The 18,761-nt window shown below is 54.4% G+C and carries 15 protein-coding genes; 6 read left to right on the forward strand and 9 right to left on the reverse strand.

Going from position 1 to position 18,761, the window contains the following annotated elements; translation table 11 throughout:
• Nucleotides 1-749: 749 nt before the first annotated feature.
• Together NB063_RS08180 and NB063_RS08185 are read right to left on the reverse strand one after the other, a co-directional pair.
• Complete coding sequence (locus tag NB063_RS08180) at nucleotides 750-1,148, reverse strand: hypothetical protein (protein ID WP_250928276.1); 399 nt, start codon at nucleotides 1,146-1,148, stop codon at nucleotides 750-752.
• Between the two features lie 135 nt (nucleotides 1,149-1,283).
• A complete protein-coding gene (locus tag NB063_RS08185) occupies nucleotides 1,284-1,694 on the reverse strand; it encodes a hypothetical protein (protein WP_250928277.1) in 411 nt (136 codons plus the stop codon).
• An 882-nt stretch (nucleotides 1,695-2,576) separates the two neighbouring features.
• Between NB063_RS08185 and NB063_RS08190 the strand changes: the two genes are divergently transcribed.
• The 5 genes from NB063_RS08190 (at nucleotide 2,577) to NB063_RS08210 (ending at nucleotide 4,824) form a co-directional block, all read left to right on the forward strand.
• A complete protein-coding gene (locus tag NB063_RS08190; RefSeq protein ID WP_250928278.1) occupies nucleotides 2,577-2,846 on the forward strand; it encodes a toxin-antitoxin system HicB family antitoxin in 270 nt (89 codons plus the stop codon).
• Nucleotides 2,847-2,950: 104 nt separating this feature from the next.
• A complete protein-coding gene (locus tag NB063_RS08195; RefSeq protein WP_250928279.1) occupies nucleotides 2,951-3,346 on the forward strand; it encodes a TspO/MBR family protein in 396 nt (131 codons plus the stop codon).
• Between the two features lie 120 nt (nucleotides 3,347-3,466).
• Entirely contained in the window at nucleotides 3,467-4,075 is a 609-nt protein-coding gene (locus tag NB063_RS08200) for an SOUL family heme-binding protein (RefSeq protein ID WP_407652583.1), read from the forward strand.
• Between the two features lie 3 nt (nucleotides 4,076-4,078).
• On the forward strand, nucleotides 4,079-4,477 hold the full coding sequence (locus NB063_RS08205; protein WP_250928281.1) for a thiol-disulfide oxidoreductase DCC family protein: 399 nt from the start codon (nucleotides 4,079-4,081) through the stop codon (nucleotides 4,475-4,477).
• Between the two features lie 89 nt (nucleotides 4,478-4,566).
• Entirely contained in the window at nucleotides 4,567-4,824 is a 258-nt protein-coding gene (locus NB063_RS08210; protein ID WP_250928282.1) for a hypothetical protein, read from the forward strand.
• Nucleotides 4,825-4,838: 14 nt separating this feature from the next.
• On the opposite strand, the gene NB063_RS08215 is transcribed toward NB063_RS08210, so the two are convergent.
• The 7 genes from NB063_RS08215 to NB063_RS08245 are packed head-to-tail and all read right to left on the reverse strand — an operon-like array spanning nucleotide 4,839 to nucleotide 13,272.
• Entirely contained in the window at nucleotides 4,839-5,141 is a 303-nt protein-coding gene (locus NB063_RS08215) for a cyclic-phosphate processing receiver domain-containing protein (RefSeq protein ID WP_250928283.1), read from the reverse strand.
• The gene (locus NB063_RS08220; protein ID WP_250928284.1) at nucleotides 5,138-6,106 is read right to left on the reverse strand and encodes a metallophosphoesterase; all 969 of its coding nucleotides are present in this window, start codon (nucleotides 6,104-6,106) and stop codon (nucleotides 5,138-5,140) included. Before NB063_RS08220 ends, NB063_RS08215 begins: the two co-directional genes overlap by 4 nt.
• Entirely contained in the window at nucleotides 6,103-6,456 is a 354-nt protein-coding gene (locus NB063_RS08225) for a S24 family peptidase (protein WP_250928285.1), read from the reverse strand. Before NB063_RS08225 ends, NB063_RS08220 begins: the two co-directional genes overlap by 4 nt.
• The gene (locus NB063_RS08230; protein ID WP_250928286.1) at nucleotides 6,453-10,034 is read right to left on the reverse strand and encodes a DUF3427 domain-containing protein; all 3,582 of its coding nucleotides are present in this window, start codon (nucleotides 10,032-10,034) and stop codon (nucleotides 6,453-6,455) included. Before NB063_RS08230 ends, NB063_RS08225 begins: the two co-directional genes overlap by 4 nt.
• A 60-nt stretch (nucleotides 10,035-10,094) precedes the next feature.
• Nucleotides 10,095-11,930, reverse strand: a complete 1,836-nt coding sequence (locus NB063_RS08235) for a DUF262 domain-containing protein (protein WP_250928287.1) — start codon at nucleotides 11,928-11,930, stop codon at nucleotides 10,095-10,097.
• A gap of 56 nt (nucleotides 11,931-11,986) precedes the next feature.
• Nucleotides 11,987-12,916: a nuclease-related domain-containing protein gene (locus NB063_RS32425; RefSeq protein WP_250928288.1), complete on the reverse strand. Its 930-nt coding sequence runs from the start codon at nucleotides 12,914-12,916 to the stop codon at nucleotides 11,987-11,989.
• Between the two features lie 26 nt (nucleotides 12,917-12,942).
• Nucleotides 12,943-13,272 carry a helix-turn-helix domain-containing protein gene (locus NB063_RS08245; RefSeq protein WP_261367271.1) on the reverse strand — a complete coding sequence of 110 codons (330 nt, stop codon included), beginning with the start codon at nucleotides 13,270-13,272 and terminating at the stop codon, nucleotides 12,943-12,945.
• 265 nt (nucleotides 13,273-13,537) lie between these two features.
• On the opposite strand from NB063_RS08245, the gene NB063_RS08250 reads away from it, so the two are divergent.
• Entirely contained in the window at nucleotides 13,538-18,760 is a 5,223-nt protein-coding gene (locus tag NB063_RS08250) for a DEAD/DEAH box helicase (protein ID WP_250928290.1), read from the forward strand.
• Nucleotide 18,761: the final 1 nt, after the last annotated feature.

Consider the following 18,761-nt stretch of genomic DNA (forward strand, 5'->3'; position numbering starts at 1 on the left):
TTACGCCCGTGCCATTCGTGACAGGAAGCTTTTATCTGTATCGGGGCTTGTTTCTCGGGCCTTCCGTGCGGGCGAAGGGGATGGTGGGGTCGTGGGTCAGCCGTCAGTTGTCGTCGCTGAAGCAATGAAGGGTGTGTTTTTCACCACGAAATAGACGAAGGACACAAAAGTGGGGTGTGGTTGTCTCTCGTGTGGTTCGTGGTCGTGAATCGCCTCTGCTTTGCTAGCGAAACGGCGCGAGCCGTCCGGTGTCACGTTTGCAAAGTGACTGTCGCCGCTGAAAGTCCTGGCACCTGTCCTTCTCAGTGGTATATCCGTCGCTGGAGTGATGGTGGGTGTGTTTTTTACCACGAAATAGACGAAGGACACGAAAGTGGGGTGTGGTTGTCTTTCGTGTGGTTCGTGGTCGTGAATCGCCTCTGCGTTGCTAGCGAAACGGCGCGAGCCGTCCGGTGTCACGTTTGCAAAGTGACTGTCGCCGCTGAAAGTCCTGGCACCTGTCCTTCTCAGTGGTATATCCGTCGCTGGAGTGATGGTGGGTGTGTTTTTTACCACGAAATCGACGAAGGACACGAAAGCGGGGTATGTGTTGTCTTTCGTGTGGTTCGTGGTCGTGATTCGCCTCTGCTTTGCTAGCGGAACGGCGCGAGCCGTCCGGTGTCACGTTCGCAAAGTGACTGTGGCGGTAGATGTTGCTGGACTGATTCTTTCTCCGTGGGATATCCGCCCAGCAGTTGGTCCGACATGAATTACCATTTCTTCATTGCGTTGATGTTCTCATGTAAACCGTCGTAATCAGACACGTTATCGAGAAGTGAAAACACGTTTTCAAGTAAATCGCATTGCGTTTCACGAATCACGGTCTTGATATCCAGAGGAGAGACGCCCGAATCGAGCATCCGTCTTACCGATTTCGCAAACAGGTTCGTTTCCAATTCTTCGGCGGAGAGTGAATGGACGTAGTCTAGCGATTCAGGGGCGTCCAGCTTGCACACAAAGCTGTTCACAATGCGCAGGAAACTTGTCGTCTCGACATGAGGGCTCCCGTCATTCACTTGTTCTGCGGCCAAGGCCTCAGCAATAGTGTCGGCAATACCGAGTCCTTTTAACGCCGTTGCGATCTCCGATTGGTCAGTAAATCTCGGCAAGGCTACTCTCCACGTGCAGCAAATCGGGGATGTTGAATTGAGCGGATAACGGCCCGCGTCACCGAGACTCGTGAACTGAGTATCCATACGAAAAATCGAACCAACGGGCCTCTGCAAGCACGCGATGGTTACGCGTCATTGTACCGCGTCGTCTTCGGTGTTGGGCGAGGAAGAATCGCCACTAGCGTGATCTACATCGAGGCGTTCGACCGGGTCTGTCAGCCACTCAAGTAGCGCTCCGCCTTCGTATGTTTCGATGCTGATTTTGTCGAATCGACGCAGTTCATCGTGAGCCCGTTCCGATTCCCCTCGGTCAATTGCGTCAATTAACGCGGAGACAAATCGCTTCATCGCACCAGAGTATCGAATCGAATCGTCGAACGCGACGTGAAGTACGGCAAACCCACCGACCGCGGTGGCGAGTAATAGAGCGGACAATGGCCCACACACGCGGCGAAGCACAGGCTTGTCCTGGACTTCACCAACGACCCAGAAAGTGAGCAGAAGCAAGAAGATCGCGAGATAGAGAAACGGAATTGCAGTCACCTTTTATGCTCGGAAAAATATTGTCGCGTAACGTCTGCAATCGCCCGGTCGCGACGGGAGATTCTTCATTGCCAAACCGCCCGACTGCCCAACTCGGGTACATTGCTTAGCTCCGGCGTCTTCTGCATTGGGTATGGGGTCTAGCGAATGCTCTCCAGGGCAGCGGCAACGTCGTCATTAACTGTACCTGAGATGCTCGGATCTTGTGAAAGCATTTGAAGAACCGGAACAGCGACGGTTGCATCGGAACCAAGTTTCGCCAGGGCACTTACCGCGTTACTCGCCAGTTGATCAGAGACCCCATGGTGGTTTCGCAGCACGCGAGTCTAGGCAGCAATCACTCGGGGATCGGAGATACTAGCAGTCCGCAATTTCATAACCTTGAGGTCAAATCGTACAGAGACACGTGAGACCTTTGCCCAGAATCGGACCGCGGAGCGTTCCGGCGACAATCGGATAGTACTTTTTCAGCGACACCCGGAGAGAACTTTGGCCGGCCAGCGTCGACGTAAGTCCTTGCCTAGACTGCGGTAAAGCACAAAAAAAGCCGGCGTCAGTCCATGGGACCAACGTCGGCTTGTTCGTTAACCCGGCGGTCGGAGTAAACCGATGGGTCCTATTGAAGTTGAGCGAACCGAACTCCTTTCAAAAGGTCTCTCCGCACAAGTTATCCACTAGCGGCATTTGAACCGCCCTCGTCATAAAATGTGGTAAACGCTTACTCAAAACAGCCCCCTGCTCCATGGGAGTCGTGGAAGCGACACTCATTACCCGGTATTTTCAAATTTTAAACTTCACCCTTAACTATTCAAACTTCCATAGCCGGTCCGCGGCCGCCCACGTAGCACTTTTCGCTGATCCGCATGACCTGGAGAATTGATCATGGCAACGCTTTCCTTGCGAATGCGAGATGACCTAAAAGCAAAGGCGCAAGAGTTGGCCAGCAAACAGGGCGTTTCGTTAAACAGCTACATCAACGCAACACTTGCAGCCACGATCGCTCAATCCGAAACGCTCGCGATGATGGGCGACCGGCTGAGCAATGTCGATCGGGAAAAGTTGCATGCACGAGTGCTGAAGTTCATGTCCAAGACCCAAACCGGAACCGAGCCGACTCCAGCCGAGATTGAGCGAGCAGTCTCGGGAGAGTAAACGGCTTGAGATAGTGGGGGCCCGCTCACCACGCGACACTCCGACTTCATAACCCGGAAATCGCAATCCACATCTTTCACCCTTCACTCTTCAAACTTCCCTCAATGACCTGGCGAGACTGGTACGACGCCCTCGATAAACCGGCTTGGACGCCCGAGCCGTCGACCATCGGTCTGATCTGGCAACTCCTCTACCCGATCATCCTGGTCACATTCGGCTATGTCTTCTACCGAGTCGCCCGCAAGCAGATCCCGTGGCCGGTCGCGATTCCCTTCGCCATCAACCTGATCGCCAACATCGCGTTCACTCCGATCCAGTTCGGCCTGCGAAACCTCCCGCTCGCCGCCCTCGACATCGCCATCGTCTGGATTACGATCCTCTGGGCCATGAAAGCCATCTGGCCCCATCATCGCTGGATCACCTTCGCCCAGATCCCGTACCTGATCTGGGTCACGATCGCGAGCGTCCTGCAGTTCTCGATCACCTGGAACAACTGGTGAAGTCACCGATTTGGCGTTAGCTCCGGTTTCTACTCGCCTCCTTGTCAGACACCTATCCTTCTATGGTGGACGGTCCGATTTCCGGATCGTCGCTGCGGGTTTTCGTTGGGTGAATGGATGATGCGTAAACGAATGGTGTATTTCTTCAGTGTCGCGGTATTGGTCGCGATCGGGGTGTTTGTGTTCAACAAGACCACTCGAGCCGGCTACGAGTCAGCCGAATACAAGGTCATCGAATCCGACGGCAACTTTGAAGTCCGCGAATACCCCGACCTGATGCTGGTTGCCACGTCCACCAAGATCGACGCCCAAGGTCGCGACGGCAGTTTCATGAAACTGTTCCGCTACATCTCGGGCGCGAACGAGTCCGAGCAGAAGATCTCCATGACGACGCCAGTGTTCATGGAAAATGACAAAGCGGATTCGGAAGTCCAAATGGGATTCGTGATGCCGAAAGAAATCGCCGTCGAAGGCGTGCCATCGCCCACCGGTGCCGATGTCGACGTTCGCAAACGGGCCGGCGGCCGATTCGCAGTCCTCCGATTCTCCGGCCGACTCAACAAGAAGCTCGCCAAAGAATCCGAGACCAAGCTCCGAACCTGGATGGAATCGAAAGGCCTCGCTGCCGACGAATCTCCTGAAGCCAGTGGTGTTGAATCCGCATCCTACGATCCGCCCTTCACACCTGGCCCACTGCGTCGAAACGAAGTTTTGATCCGGTTGAAGTAATTCATGAGCAACCACCCCTCAGCCGCCGGCCAAACCGTCGAAGTCTTCTACGATGGCGAGTGCCCACTGTGCCTGCGTGAAATCAAGCTGCTGAAATGGCTCGATCGCAAAGACCGCATCCAGTTCACCGACATCGCAGCGGACTATTTCAACGCGACAGAATACGAAAAGACGCCCGCGCAGTTCATGGATGAAATCCACGGTCGATTTCCTGACGGCCAGTGGATCATCGGTGTCGAAGTCTTCCGCCAACTCTACTCGGCCGTCGGCTTCGGCTTACTGGTCTGGCCAACCCGCCTACCCGGCATCTCGCACGCCCTCAACTTCGGCTACCAAGTCTTCGCCAAGAACCGCCTTCGCCTCACCGGCCGCTGCACGAAAGAGACTTGCGAAATCGGCTGAGGTTCTGCAAATCATTGGCGACGATGCGAACCGAGGTGAACGCAGCGTGTCTGAACTCGTTGTGAGTTCAAGCACATGTGGAGAAATTGATGAGCAGTGTAGAAGAAGATCGGTACGGGTTTATTGCTCAGTTCCGTGGATCGACCGACGACGAGCTGATTTCCGTTTTCAACTCCCAAGTTGGCATCAACGCCTGGGTGACCGCTCGAGCACACTATCTATCCGCTCTTTGTCTGGAGATGTTAAGCAGGGACTTCGATTTCAGCCTGATTGCTGACGAAGGAGGCCTCAAGCTCAAGAGGCGAGTTCAACGTATTGGAAACCATCTCGAATACGTCGATGGCTGAAGTCCGGCTGAGCTTCAGCCGTTACGCCGACTCACCATTGCCTCGATCGCACGAATTCCATTCTCCATCTTTGTTCGTGCCGACACATTCGCCGAGTGAACTTTCACCGATGGTGGAACGAAGCCGTGCAAGGCCACCTGTTCTTCGATCCAAAGGACAACGTCGTAACCCGTGCCGCGATCGTCATCGCCAAGATCGTGATCCAGGCTGATGTCGGTGACCGTGCCGGTCTTCAACAACTCGATGGCTTCATCGGGCCAATAGACGCGGTGCCAACCATCAGGCGTCGTTCGTTCATCGTCGAGATAGACTTTCATTCGGTATCGACCCAATGAAACTTGTCGGCACTCAGTTCCGACTCGCCATCCCAGCGGTAGGCAACCAACTTGCCGCCCTTCGCCACGCTGTAGTCTGTGCAAGCCACGTTGGCCGCCAGTGGCGTCGGCGTACCGGTTAGCCAATAGTGGCCCACAAACACCGGCACTGCGTCACGGGGGTAAACGTCAACGGTCGCCAGATCGCCAGGGGCAATCTGAACATCAGGCACTTCGTCGCTGCCCAGGTGATGCTGACGATAGGTGCGTCCAGTACCGTCCTCATACCATTTGATCCGAACCGAGTCTCTCCGATGTCCAGCCTTGTCAACAATTGAGTGTCCATCTGGCATCTGCAACTCTGGACCTTTCAATACATTCTCGATCGCGTCGTTCAAATCACTGCCGGCATCTTCCGACATCGCTAGAACTTTAGGCGTGAATCTGCCCGCGTCGGCCAATGCGTCGTTGATGCACTCGATATCCCGTGTCTGCCACGACGCATGAGCCACACGAATCCCACCGATCTCAATCGCAACCGGCAGCGTTCTAAACCAAGCAATCGCATCCGCCAATTCACTCGGCGACAACTGATCCAGCGTCGCCCTGTGCTGCTTCAAGTTCTTTTCCGAATGAGGCCGAAACCATTCGTCCTGCTTCCCCGGCCGCGGAGTATGAAACGCAATCGCGTTGTATTCATGATTCCCCATCACCGCCAAGGCGTCCCCCGCAGCCACCATCGCCCTAGCGATGTCGACGACTTTTCCGATTGCTGAACCGCGATCTACGAAGTCGCCAACGAAAATGACTTTCCGATCCGAATGGCGGTAGCCTTGGCCATGCCGTCGATACCCCAGGTTTTCCAGCAATGAGACAAGCTCATCCGCGTGCCCGTGGATGTCACCGATGATGTCGAATGAATCTTGCATTTCCAGTTTCAGTTCGTATTCAGGAAGTGGCGATTTCAATCAATCAAGCAAACGAATTCACCGATGATCCTCAAGTCGTTTGCCTGTTCAGGTGAAACTTGGATGGGTTTGTATTCCTCGTTGAGCGGTTGGAGCTCGATGGTTTCGTGCTGCCATCCGTCCTCCGTCACTCGCTTGTTGGAGTGATAACGTTTGACCGTGTAGCGGCCGCCGTCTTCTGGATCTGTGTGCGTATTGACTTGAACCAATATCAATTTCCCATCGCGTGAACCAGGCGTGATAGGGCGAAAAAGGCACCAAGAATCGCCCGGTATCTTCGGCTCCATGGAGTGCCCAGTGACGCGAGCGGCAAACATTCCTTCAGATAAGGTGTTGTGCAGAGCTCTCACTGCGAACCCTTAGTCTTTGCCGGCACATCCAAAATGCTTCGCAGCTCTTCCGGCACTGGTTCGCGAAGGCTCCACGTAATGGAAATCGGTTTCTCGCCCTCCCAGCTCTCGAAATCTACGGGTCCGCAGTAGACGAAGGGAGCTGCCTTCCCGTCGAGTACTTTGAGCTTGCGGATGAACAGGTGGATTTCGAAGCCTTCGGCTTTTGCGTTTTTGATGATCCGTCCGTGCTTGCTGTCTTGCTTCGTCCTGTTCTGACTCTGCCACTGAAATCGGCCCTCCGATAGAAAATGATCTTCGTACCGGTGGTCTTTGTTGAGACCGCCCTTATCGAGCGTTACCAGAAGAAACACGTGCCCGCCGGCAACGACAAAACCCTGGTTCCAGATCGCTGTGCTGAACGACAGCCCGAATAACGGCGCGATATCTTCTCGCATGTAGTGACGCCAGGTCTCCGCTGTCGACGCATGCTTGTACGATGACGATGGTTCCATGATGAGTCCATCGCCTGCAGGTTCGAATCGCACTTCGTATCGTGTTCCGGGACGCCCCGCATCCGGACCGAACCACTCTTGCACAATTTCTGTTAGTACGTTGTTGTCCGTGCTATGGTCTTCGCGAATGACGTTGATAAACTCTTTCTTAAAGTTTGCGACATAGGAGTTTCCGTTCGCCAAAATTTCGACCCAGTCAGATGGAATGCCTGACGTCTTCTTGCGATCCGGCAACTTCAATATCGCCCCACCACTTTTGTTTTGCAGGATGCGACATACAAACTGATTGGGTTCCGCCGATTCATGATCTCGATCCAGGTATTCTGCAAGCCTCCAATCCACGATTTCGCGTACCAAATCCTGGAATTGGCCTCTCGACGATTCCGTTACAGAGATTTCAGAAGAGAATTGCGAGTCCTCGTAGCGGAAATACGCATTGCCGCCGGTTCCTTTCCCGCCACACCATGCCTCAATTGGGTTCTTCTCGATGAGCGTTTTTAATCGCGATACGTCATCGAGACTGTCTCCGACGTCTGCACGAAGCGTCTGGCTGCGCCTTGCAATGCGCTGAAACTCAGCCGTCAATTCCTTGATTCCGATTTTCCCTGGCATCGCATCTTGATTGAGCATCGACAAGAGCGTCAACATTTTGAAGCTCTTGGTCATGGGCGTCGATTCGAGAGTATCAAGAAAGTTCCCGGCGGACTCCAACGCGTTGGTTTCTCCGTCATCAAGATCGCCCATGGACCGAAGAAACTTCGTCCAAGAACCGTGCGTCTTTCGCACTGACCGCGGATTGTATCCCGAGTGGTACAACTCCACGGCAGTCGGCCGCGTTCCGTGACGTTCGCGGAAATCATCGTAGAACGCCAATATCGCATCATCTGAAGGGCGAATCCGAAGTAGCGACTTGATGATATCAATCGCCTCCAGGTCATAAGTGATCTCGCAACCTTCGGGCAGATCCGCCCGCCCCTGCTGGAGTAGTCGCATCGCCGCCGAGATTTCAGAATCCGAACCTCCTGTTCCAAACACGGGCGCCAGAAGAGATCTCACCTTTAGCAAGAATGCCCGGTGGTTTCCAATGTAGTCGATGACCTGAAGATTCTTCTTTCCTTCGGCACGCCGCAGTCCACGACCAAACTGCTGCAACCAAATGATGCTCGATTCGGTCGGACGCAGCATTAGAACGGTGTCGATGTTGGGCATGTCCAATCCCTCGTTGAACATGTCCACGGCGAACAGAATGTCTAGTTCGCCTTCTGCCAGAGCTTCTAACGCCGAGGCACGAGGCGCCGATCGCGCTCCCGAATGAACTGCGACGGCGCGAACTCCGTTCTGGACGAAGAAATCGGCCATGAAATCTGCGTGGCGCTGTGAGCAACAGAACCCTAGCGTTCGTTTACCACCGCGTTCCCAGTACTGCTCCAGAGCATTCTCGGCCCGTTGGTTCGTAGCGACGGCATTCGTGAGTGCCTCTTCGTCGAACCGGCTACTGCGCCAAGGAATATTTGCATAGTCGACCTCATCCGGAACACCGAAATACCGGAAGGGGCAGAGAAGGCCAGCTTCAATCCCCGCCACAAGATCCTTGCGATAGACGAGATTTTCTTGGCAAAGAGCCAAAAGATCGCCGCCGTCCATCCGCTCTGGAGTTGCGGTCAATCCTAGTAGAAAACGAGGTGTGAAGTAGTCAATCAGTCGGCGATAGGTTCGGGCGGCGGCGTGGTGAAATTCATCGACGATGATGTAGTCAAATCTTTCGCGTTCGAACTGTTCAAGGTGCTGAATTCGCCCCAGCGTTTGGATTGACGCGAAGAGGACATCCGCTTCAGGTGCTTTCTCTTTCCCTGTGTAGAAACCAAGTCTCGCTTGGGGCCGAATCCGCCGAAACGTCTGCATCGCTTGGGTCAGAATCTCTTCCCGGTGGGCGACAAATAGAACATTCTGGAACTCATCGGACGCCGAATCAAAGGCGGCAAGCCAGGTCTTTCCAAGTCCGGTGGCGAGGACTACCAGTCCCGCTTCATTTCCAGCTCGTCGTGTCGCGCTCAGCGCTGCCAAGGCCTCTTCCTGAATTGCGTGTGGTTTAGGCGGTGGCTCGGGCGATTCCTCCACGACCTCGACAACACGTCGCGTGGTGACCTCGACTCGCCGTGATCGATATGAGTCGATCCAGTCCGGGTCGACAACTCGCGTCATCGGATGGGTGAATAGATCGCCAAACGCGTTCGCGACCTCGGCGAACCCTCGATCCGCGTCGGCGCGGAGCACTCGATAGTTCCACTCGACACCGCCACGAAGGGCCGGCATTGTCAGGTTGGAACTGCCAACAAATGCGGTGCCTTGGTCTTCACCGTCGTAGAAAATGTAGGCCTTCGGATGAAACGACGTATTTGTCGCCTCAAAAACTCTTAGCTGGAGATCGTCACCGAGGTCCAGAAGCTCAACGAGCGCATCAGGGTCGGTTGCATCCAGATAGTCACCAGTAACGATCCTTACCTGACCTCCCCGGTCCATTAGATCACGAAGATGCTCTCGAATTAGGCCGACTCCGCTCTTCAAGATAAATGCCACCGCGAAATCAACACGAATGGACTTATCGATGCACAATCGCATATGCGGAAGGAACGGATCTTCCGATCCCCGAATTAGAAGGCTTTCCTTCGACTTGCCTTGAAGCAGATCAACTCCTGCGGCAGGTGCCTTTAGGTAGTTCCCTTTACCTGGAATGACGTGACGAACACCTCCGCGCGGATCATCCATGTCGCCGACGTATCTCGGTATCACGTGGATGTGGACATGATCGACTGTTTGACCAGCAGCACTGCCGGCATTGAAGCCAACGTTGTACCCATCTGGCTGAGGACGAAGCGTTTCATCCAGCTTTTGTTTGACGACGTTCACCAGTTCCATCAAGGCAGCCTGCTCTTCGGCAGTTGCATCAAACCAAGTGGAGACAAGCCGCCGAGTAATCACGAGCGAGTGTCCCGGAGCCACCGGGAAACCGTCCGAAATAGCAAAAGCCAAATCGTTCGATGCAATCCAATCGTCTGGTGACATTTCTAGAAACGGGGATGTCATAAAACGCATCTATCAAAAAACGAATCAAATTCCTGGCAAAACCAGCGCTGAGGGGAGTCACTAGGAGTCTTGAAATTCATCTCGTGTCACAACTTGAACTTCCGAGAAAAGCTCGCTGGCGCTCACGGCTCTACCTTCGATGAGCTTAGAAAGGGCAGCAACTACGAGCGCAGCGCGGCGATTCGTGAAAGCTCGAAAGTCATCCGCTAGCTTCGCGTTCTTCTCTTCGTCGCTCAGGTTCTCGTATCCACCGTTGGCGAGTTCCGGTACCGGGATTAAATGCGATTGAAGTCGATCGCTTACCACAGCCTCTGATGCCCATTGATAGTGCCCTTTCAAGTAGTCGACCGGGTCTTTGCGACCAATGGATAGATTTGTCTTGTCACTGATCAAAGCACAATTGACCGCCAGATAGCTTTCGATTTCGGCCTCTTGCAACAAGGCGTCGGGGTAGACATGGTGGTAGTGGCGAGACTTGATGTTGTTCGCATTTAACTGCTGACCAGTTGCAAAGTCATTTGCACCCAGACGACACATAACCGCCAATACGGCGCGACCGCGAATCGTAGCTCGTTTCGGCCATTCGGCTTGTACCACTTCGTCCGCCGTCGCCAACGAATGCTCGAAAACTGGAACGTCGTCGACGGAGTAAGTCGATCCGTTTTCACGCACTTCGCCCTTGATCACGCGACGGAGCATTTGGAAATCTGAGAAAGCATGCGTTGCGGCTGCATTCTCATACCGGTCGGAAAAGAATGAGTGCCAGAGATAGCGTTTCAGAAGCAATTCGTCTCTTCCTCGCTTGTCGCCGGAATCGGGGATTGCATCGAACAGAGCGGCGATGGGCGCGAGTACGGCATTGGTCGGTAGACGAGTGGAGTCATAGATACCTTCAGCCTTCAAAAAAGCTGCCATCAAGGCAATGCAACGCGTCAAACGAGGCCAGTTGTCGACCATCTTCCGCTTGTCCATAGCCCAAGCACCCTTCTGGTTGGGTAGATGTCCCTGAAGTAACGCCGAGGTCGTCAGGATCAAATCGGAAAGGTCGGCAAAGTCCAGGATTTCGGGATGCTGTTCCCCCAACGCTTCTTCTAGATCGTGAAGGGAGCTTCCCATCACGCTCTCGACTTCCGCAACGATGATGTCGTACTGGCTTAGCGGTTTGCTGTTGGTGTTCATGTTGATGAACACGTCCAGTGCAACCGCTTTATCCGTCGTCGCAGGTAGGGCCAAGTACGGCAAGTTGTAATTCGCCACGATGGACCGAAAGTCTTTGATTCGATCACTGATCCGTTTCTGCGTATCGTAAAACGCTTTCAACTCTTCCTTGCTTGGTTCTTTTGGCTCCAGAGGCGACGTTGCGTTTTCGATCCATTGATCAATCTCAGGCTGAATGTCGCCAGGCCGAAGTAAACTCGCGGGAAATAGCCCACGCTTGAAACACCCGGCGGGCTGGTCGCACCAAAGCGGGCGTCGTTCCCCATCCTTTGTTCTCCAACGATTTCGGCAATAGATCGTCTTGTCCTCACGTTCTTCGTCACCTTCGTAGCCGTCGAATTCCTCGAGATAAACATAGAACGTCTCTCGTTCATAGTTGTTATTCAGCACTCGCCACATCGCCGTTAGACGCTGCTGGCCATCAAGCAAGTGCTCACGAACCTGAGCATTCGTTTCTGGGGCGGTCGCCAAGTATCGGGAGATGAACTGCTCCTCGTCACCGACGTTCAAGACCAGTGTGATTCCCAGGGGTAAATTGCTAATCACCGTCTGCATCAAGCTAGAAATACGGTTTCGGTCCCAAGCTTCGTGGCGTTGGAAGCGTGGTAGCTTGATCGTGCCAGCAGACACTTCGTGGTACCAATCTTCAAGTTTGCGGTCTCTGGCATTAACAGACATCGATCGTTGGTCCTACAGACGGGAAATTCATGATGGGGTAAAAGGTTCGGGCGTAGTCAATCTTGCCAACTCGGGTCGTCGCGGAAAGATGGCTGCACATCTCGGCAAAGTTGGTCCAACTGATGCGAGATCCGTTTGATCACTTGGTCGGAGTAGACGTTGCGAGAATTGACGAAGAAGCGTGTAGGCTTGACGGGATTGATGACAAAGACGCTGCCTCGGCCGATTCGTTTCGTGATGAAGTAGCCTGGTAGAGCGAGTATGCCTTCAGCACGCACCGAATCCCCTGTTGCAGAGCTAAGAAATTCCGATAGCCACGCGGTCTGGCTTTCGATCTGCCCGCTGGGGATTTCTTGCTCAAAGTTCGCGAATCTCAAGACATTCTGATCGTGATCGACAACGACTTCCGCTTTGTCGTTGCCAGCCGTGTACTTGCTTATCATTTTGGTTTCGACACAGAAAACTCCGCTGCGACTTACAACCACGTGGTCGATGTTCCCATGCTTAGCCTTGATGTCATGAAACACTTGGCAACCATCGAGCATCAACTGGTCGAGTTCCTGCCCTGTCGCAAGTTCGCCTTCCATTCCAAGCACCAGTTTTCGGCGCTGATTGAGGTTCTTGGTAATCCTTCGCCCAAAGATCACACCCGCAACTATCAGAGCGCCGACGCCCACCGTATACCGGCAAAACGATTCTGGCGTCCCTCGATAATACGAATCACAAACATGTATCGAGATCAGAGCGAACGGAGCAATCAGCAGCATTGCCAGCGAACTGTAAAGGTCTTCTTCGACCTCATCTATCTTTTGGCGCAGCGAATGTCCCGGACTTCGCAAGAGTTCCCTCGTCAAGGGACTCTTCCGAAGCGACCGTTCCTCGTTCCCACGCCAACGTTTGACAATCGCAATGGGAATGATCATCGCCACCGCCATTGCGGCGGCCGGCAACAAAACAAGCATCATCCAACTTAGAAATCGTTCCACTTTGCCCCTTCAAATTAGTCAGCTGGCTAATTGGCGGTGTCTATCGATGACTCAACGGCATCCAACGATTGCTTGTCCATTGCTGCTAGTTTCCGAAACAACGCGGGCCTTTGCTGAATGCGTTTCCGAATCGACTCAGGCACCTTGTCCGCCAACAAGAGCAACTCGTCTTCATTGGCTTTCAGCTCGCTGGCCAACTTGTGGATGAACTTCTCCGACGGGTAATCACCGGAGTGCAATCTTCCGTTCTCCACTTTGCTGATGTACGAAACGCTAACATCCATACAATCCGCAAGGTCTTGCTGAGTCATTGCTCGTTGCGCACGAAGCACTCGCACTCTTTCTCCGAACTGCATAGCACCGGCTCTCCTCTGATTGTGAAGGCCCCCGAATGAGCGTATGCTACCCGAACTTTCTGGTCAACAATACTCCATGTACGCGAAAGCCAGCGTGCTGTGTAAATCAAACGCTCTTTCGGAAGAAGCCTACAACTCACTGGGCAGCTACACGCAATGACGTTTGCCGCCGGAAAATGAAGACCGGCTCGATGATGATGAATCATTGCGTCCCCCGCGACGCTTTCAATTTGGCTGGTAACGAAACTAACAGCGACACAATCAAATGGACGTATTCGAACTGCACCGAGATGTCATCAAGGACTACTCGGCCTATACGCGCAGCTTTATTCGTATCGGCGACAAGAGAATCGACGATGCGGTTCGCTACGAAATCGACGAAGGCTTGCTTTGGCCTGAGCCACTGCTGCAGCTTAACCCTTCGTTCGAGCCCGGCGAGACCATCGAACAATTGATTCAAGAAGGTGTGCTTCACGAAACTTGCGGTCAGATCTTTCGCATCAAGAAAGACGATGGCGACTTCGGCAAGCCATTGCGGCTTCACACGCACCAATCCAAGGCGATTCGTGTCGCGGCCAATGACCAGCCCTACGTACTCACAACTGGCACCGGATCGGGCAAAAGCCTCGCCTACATCATCCCCGCCGTGAATCACGTGCTGATGCACGGTTCCGGGCGTGGTATCCAGGCCATTGTCGTCTATCCGATGAACGCGCTCGCCAACAGTCAGCGAGAAGAACTCGACAAGTTTTTAAAGCGCGGATTCGGTAGCGACGGTTCACCGGTGACCTACGCACGATACACGGGCCAAGAACGCGAAGAAGAACGGAAGCGAATCACGGACAATCCGCCCGACATTTTGCTCACCAACTACGTCATGCTCGAACTGATCCTAACGCGGATCGAAGAGCAAAAGCTGGTCGCAAAATCGAGCAGCTTACGATTCCTGGTGTTCGACGAGTTGCACACCTATCGAGGCCGGCAGGGCGCGGATGTTTCGATGCTGATCCGGCGTTGCCGCGAAGCGTTTAAGAGTGAGAACCTGCACTGCGTCGGCACTTCGGCAACGATGGAATCGTCCGGCACAAGCGAAGACCAAGCCGCGGTCGTCGCAACGGTTGCATCCAAAATTTTCGGCGAAGAAGTTGCCCCAGAAAACGTAATCGGCGAGAAGCTCCGTCGAGCGACCAACGAACTTAACTTCGATGATGAAGCGGTCTGTTCGCAGCTTACGAAACTCATCTCCGACGCCGAAGAGCCACCGCCTGAGTACGATGACTTCAAAGCCGATCCCTTGGCCTCTTGGATCGAGACCACGTTTGGTATTCGGCGGGAAGAAGGAACCGACCGGCTTGTTCGTCGCCAACCGCAAGCGTTGCGCGGCAAGGACGGGGCCACCGCCGATTTAGCGAAACTCGCCAAAACATCCATCGAACAATCCGAACAGGCCATTGAGCGATATCTGTACGGTGGCAGCCGTTGCAAACAGCCCGAAAACGGATTTCCCGTTTTTGCCTTTCGATTGCACCAATTCATCACCCGCGGTGATACCGCGTGGGCCAGCTTAGAGGCAGAAGACAAGCGAGAGATAACGCTGCGAGGTCAACGCTATGTCCCCGGCGATCGAACACGGATTCTTCTGCCGCTCGTCTTTTGCCGCTCGTGCGGCCAGCCCTACTATCGCGTCTATCGCCCGGAGCACCACCACGACGGTCACATCACGCCCAGAGAAGACTTCGGTGCGGGGGCCTCGTCAGGGCTGGAGGCCGGCTACCTCTATCTATCATCTGAAGAACCGTGGACGGGCGATGAGCAAGATGTACTCGCGCGGGTTCCGGAGGATTGGATCGAACAACGACCCAACAAACCGGACCGAATCAAGCGTGGTAAGAATATCCCTGAGGTGATGACACTGGATACCGGTGGTGGGCACGACCGCGAGGGTATCCCGGTCGCGTTCATCAAAGCCCCGTTCCAATTTTGCCTAAATCCCAAATGCGGCGTCGCCTACAACGCCCGGCAACGAAGCGACCTCGGCAAACTCGCGACGCTCGGAGTGGATGGTCGAAGCACTGCAACAACTGTCCTGGCTCTGTCCACGATTCTGAAGCTGCGATTCGATCACACCCTACAACCAGAAGCACGGAAGCTGCTTAGCTTCACGGACAACCGGCAGGATGCATCGCTTCAATCAGGTCACTTCAACGACTTTGTCGAAGTCGGTTTGATTCGCAGTGCTTTGTATCGCGCGATGAGTCGTCTCGGCGGCAGTGGTGTTCGGTACGACGAACTAGTCGACCATGTCGTGAGAGCGATGGACTTGCCGCTGCATCTCTATGCCAATGACACGGAACTGCGTGGTGCTGCACTCGAAGAGACGCGTCGGGCGTTAAAGAGCGTATTAACTTACTTTCTCTACCGCGATCTCGAGCAGGGCTGGCGGGTCACCAGCCCCAACCTCGAAAAGTGTGGTCTGCTAATCTTTGATTATCTCAGTCTTGATGAGCTTGCGTCGGATCAAGGATATTGGGCGGAGAAGAACGCGCACGGAGCACTCATTGCAGCGTCGCCCGATCAACGCAAACGCATCGTTCGAGTCTTGTTGGATTACCTGCGACGTTCGTTGGCAATCAAGCACGATTCATTGTCGCCGGAATATCAAGATCGAATCAGCGAGCAAAGCCGACAGCGATTGAGCGGACATTGGGTTGTTGAAGAGGCTCGCGAGATGGTCAAGGCTGGCATCGCTTGGCCGCGATCGCGGATGGATAGAGAGCGTGCCGAAGATATCTGCATTTCGCCACAAAGCAATTTCGGAATGTTCCTTAAGCGTCCGGGTGTGTTGCCCGACTTGGGAGCCGCTCTAAAGACGGATGACGTCGGTGACATCATCCTCGATCTGTTTCGCTGCTTGAAACCATTCGGCTTGGTGGAAGAAGTTCGGTCGCCGCGTGAAGGAAGCCTGGTTCACGGATACCAAATACCTGCGTCCGTGATGATCTGGCAATGCGGTGACGGATCGCGAGAAATGCTCGATGAACTTCGCGTCACCCGAGCCACCGAAGCGGACCGAAGCGCCAACGAGTACTTCATCGAATTCTATCGTGTCTTCGCCGAACTCGGCGCGGGACTCGAAGGACGCGAACACACGGCACAAGTACACGCCGAAGATCGCGAGCAACGTGAGCAGCGATTTCGCAGCGGTGAACTTGACGTGCTTTTCTGTTCGCCGACGATGGAACTAGGCGTCGACATCGCTCGCCTAAATGTCGTCAACATGCGCAACGTCCCGCCGACGCCGGCCAACTACGCCCAGCGGAGCGGCCGTGCCGGACGAGGCGGGCAACCCGCACTCGTCTACACGTATTGCTCCGGTTACAGCCCTCACGATCAGTACTACTTCAAGAACCCAACTCGCATGGTGTCTGGAGCAGTCACCGCGCCGCGTCTGGATCTGCTAAATCCCGATTTGCTGCGTGCTCACGTCCATGCCGTTTGGCTGGCCGAAGCCAACCTCAACCTCAAACAGACGCTTGCCGAAGTCCTTGTTGTCACCGAAGACAATCTGGCTCTTCCGCTCAATGAAAACGTTCAAGAGAAATTGAACGACCCGGCCATTCGCGGGCGAGCTTTGACCCATGCTCGACGCCTGCTCCAAAGCGTTGGCCCAGAGCTGACGCAAGCAACGTGGTATCGCGAGGACTGGCTTGACGATGTGCTTCGCCGAATCCCGCAAAGTTTCGACGAAGCGTGTAATCGCTGGCGGAGTCTTTATCGCGCCGCCGTTCAGCATCGCCGTGAGATGAACAAAGTGATCGGCGATCACACGCGACAAGAAAGCGATCGCAACCGTGCGAAGAATCTGCGGGCGCAAGCGGAATCGCAGTTGTCACTGTTGACCGACGCCAAGAACGCAGCCGAAGGGGATTTTTACAGTTACCGCTATTTCGCCAGCGAAGGATTCTTGCCTGGCTACAACTTCCCGCGGTTGCCGCTGTCCGCTTTCATCCCCGCACGTCGTGGGCGTCGCGGCCGAGACGAGTACTTGTCGCGGCCCCGGTTCCTAGCGATCTCCGAGTTCGGCCCGCGAGCCATTATCTATCACGAGGGGGTTCACTATTGCGTCAACAAAGTGAACCTTGCCTTCGACGAAGCCACCGAGGAGCTGACCCAATACACGTTGAAAGTATGCTCTGCATGCGGCTATGGGCATCTACTCCGCGATGACTTTAATCCCGATGTTTGCCAAAGCTGCAACGATCCGCTTGATCCGCAAGACGAGATCCGCGAACTAGTTCGGCTGCAGAATGTCACTGCAAAACCTCTCCGCCGAATTTCATCTGATGAAGAAGAACGGCAACGTATCGGCTACGAAATCCGCAATTCATTTCGCTTCGGCGAAGTCAATGGTGAACCGGATTGCCGAAAAGCAGAAGTGAGCGCTGGCGATCAAGAACTCGCCACCGTTGTCTATGGTGAAACCGCCACGATCTGGCGAGTGAACATGGGTTGGCGACAAAGAAAGAACGAAGCCGACCGAGGGTTCCATCTCGATGTCGAGCGAGGCTACTGGGCAACAAACAAAGCCGCAGCGGATTCAGCGGCAGCTGGCATGGACCAAGAAGATCCGATGTCGCGGCGAATCGTCAAAGTCGTGCCCTACGTTGAAGATCGGCGGAATGCACTCACCATCGAGTTCAGTACCAACCACGATGTCGGCACGATGGCGACGCTTCAGTCGGCAATCAAGCAGGGCATTCAAAAGGTTTTTCAACTGGAACCCAACGAGCTATCGGCCGAACCGTTACCAAGCCTTGATGATCGGCGACGCTTGTTCTTCTATGAAGCCGCCGAGGGTGGTGCGGGCGTGCTGCGTCAGCTTGCCGAAAATCCCGATGCGATGGCGATGGTCGCAAAAGTGTCATTGGAGATTTGTCACTTCGACCCGGTGACCGGGGAAGAGGCGGTGAACGATCCAGATCAAAAGATTGATTGCGAGGCAGCGTGTTACGACTGCCTGCTCGAGTACGGCAATCAACCGGATCATCCACACATCGACCGCAAACTGATTCAATCGCTGTTGCTGGATCTTTCCAGATCAACAACGGCGATCTCCGGAAGCTCTCGTTCGCGAGTCGATCACCTCGACGAACTCATGCGACTGACCGAGTCCAGATTGGAACGCAAGTGGCTGAAGTACGTTCACGACTGCAAGATGAAACTGCCGTCGCACGCCCAGTACCGGGTTCCCAACCTCTACGTCGAACCCGATTTCTTCTACCAAGACGACAACACGGTCATCTTCATCGACGGTCCACCCCATGACTCACCGCAGGTGCGCGAGGAAGATGACCAGCACGACGGAAATTTGTCCGCCGCCGGTTACCTGCCCATCCGGTTCCATCACAAAGCGAACTGGAACGAGATCTTTGATCAATACAGCGACATCTTTGGTCGCCGAGTTCCCCTCGAGACACCAGCCACCTGAA

The organism is Aporhodopirellula aestuarii (assembly GCF_023701485.1).
Lineage (GTDB): Bacteria > Planctomycetota > Planctomycetia > Pirellulales > Pirellulaceae > Rhodopirellula > Rhodopirellula aestuarii.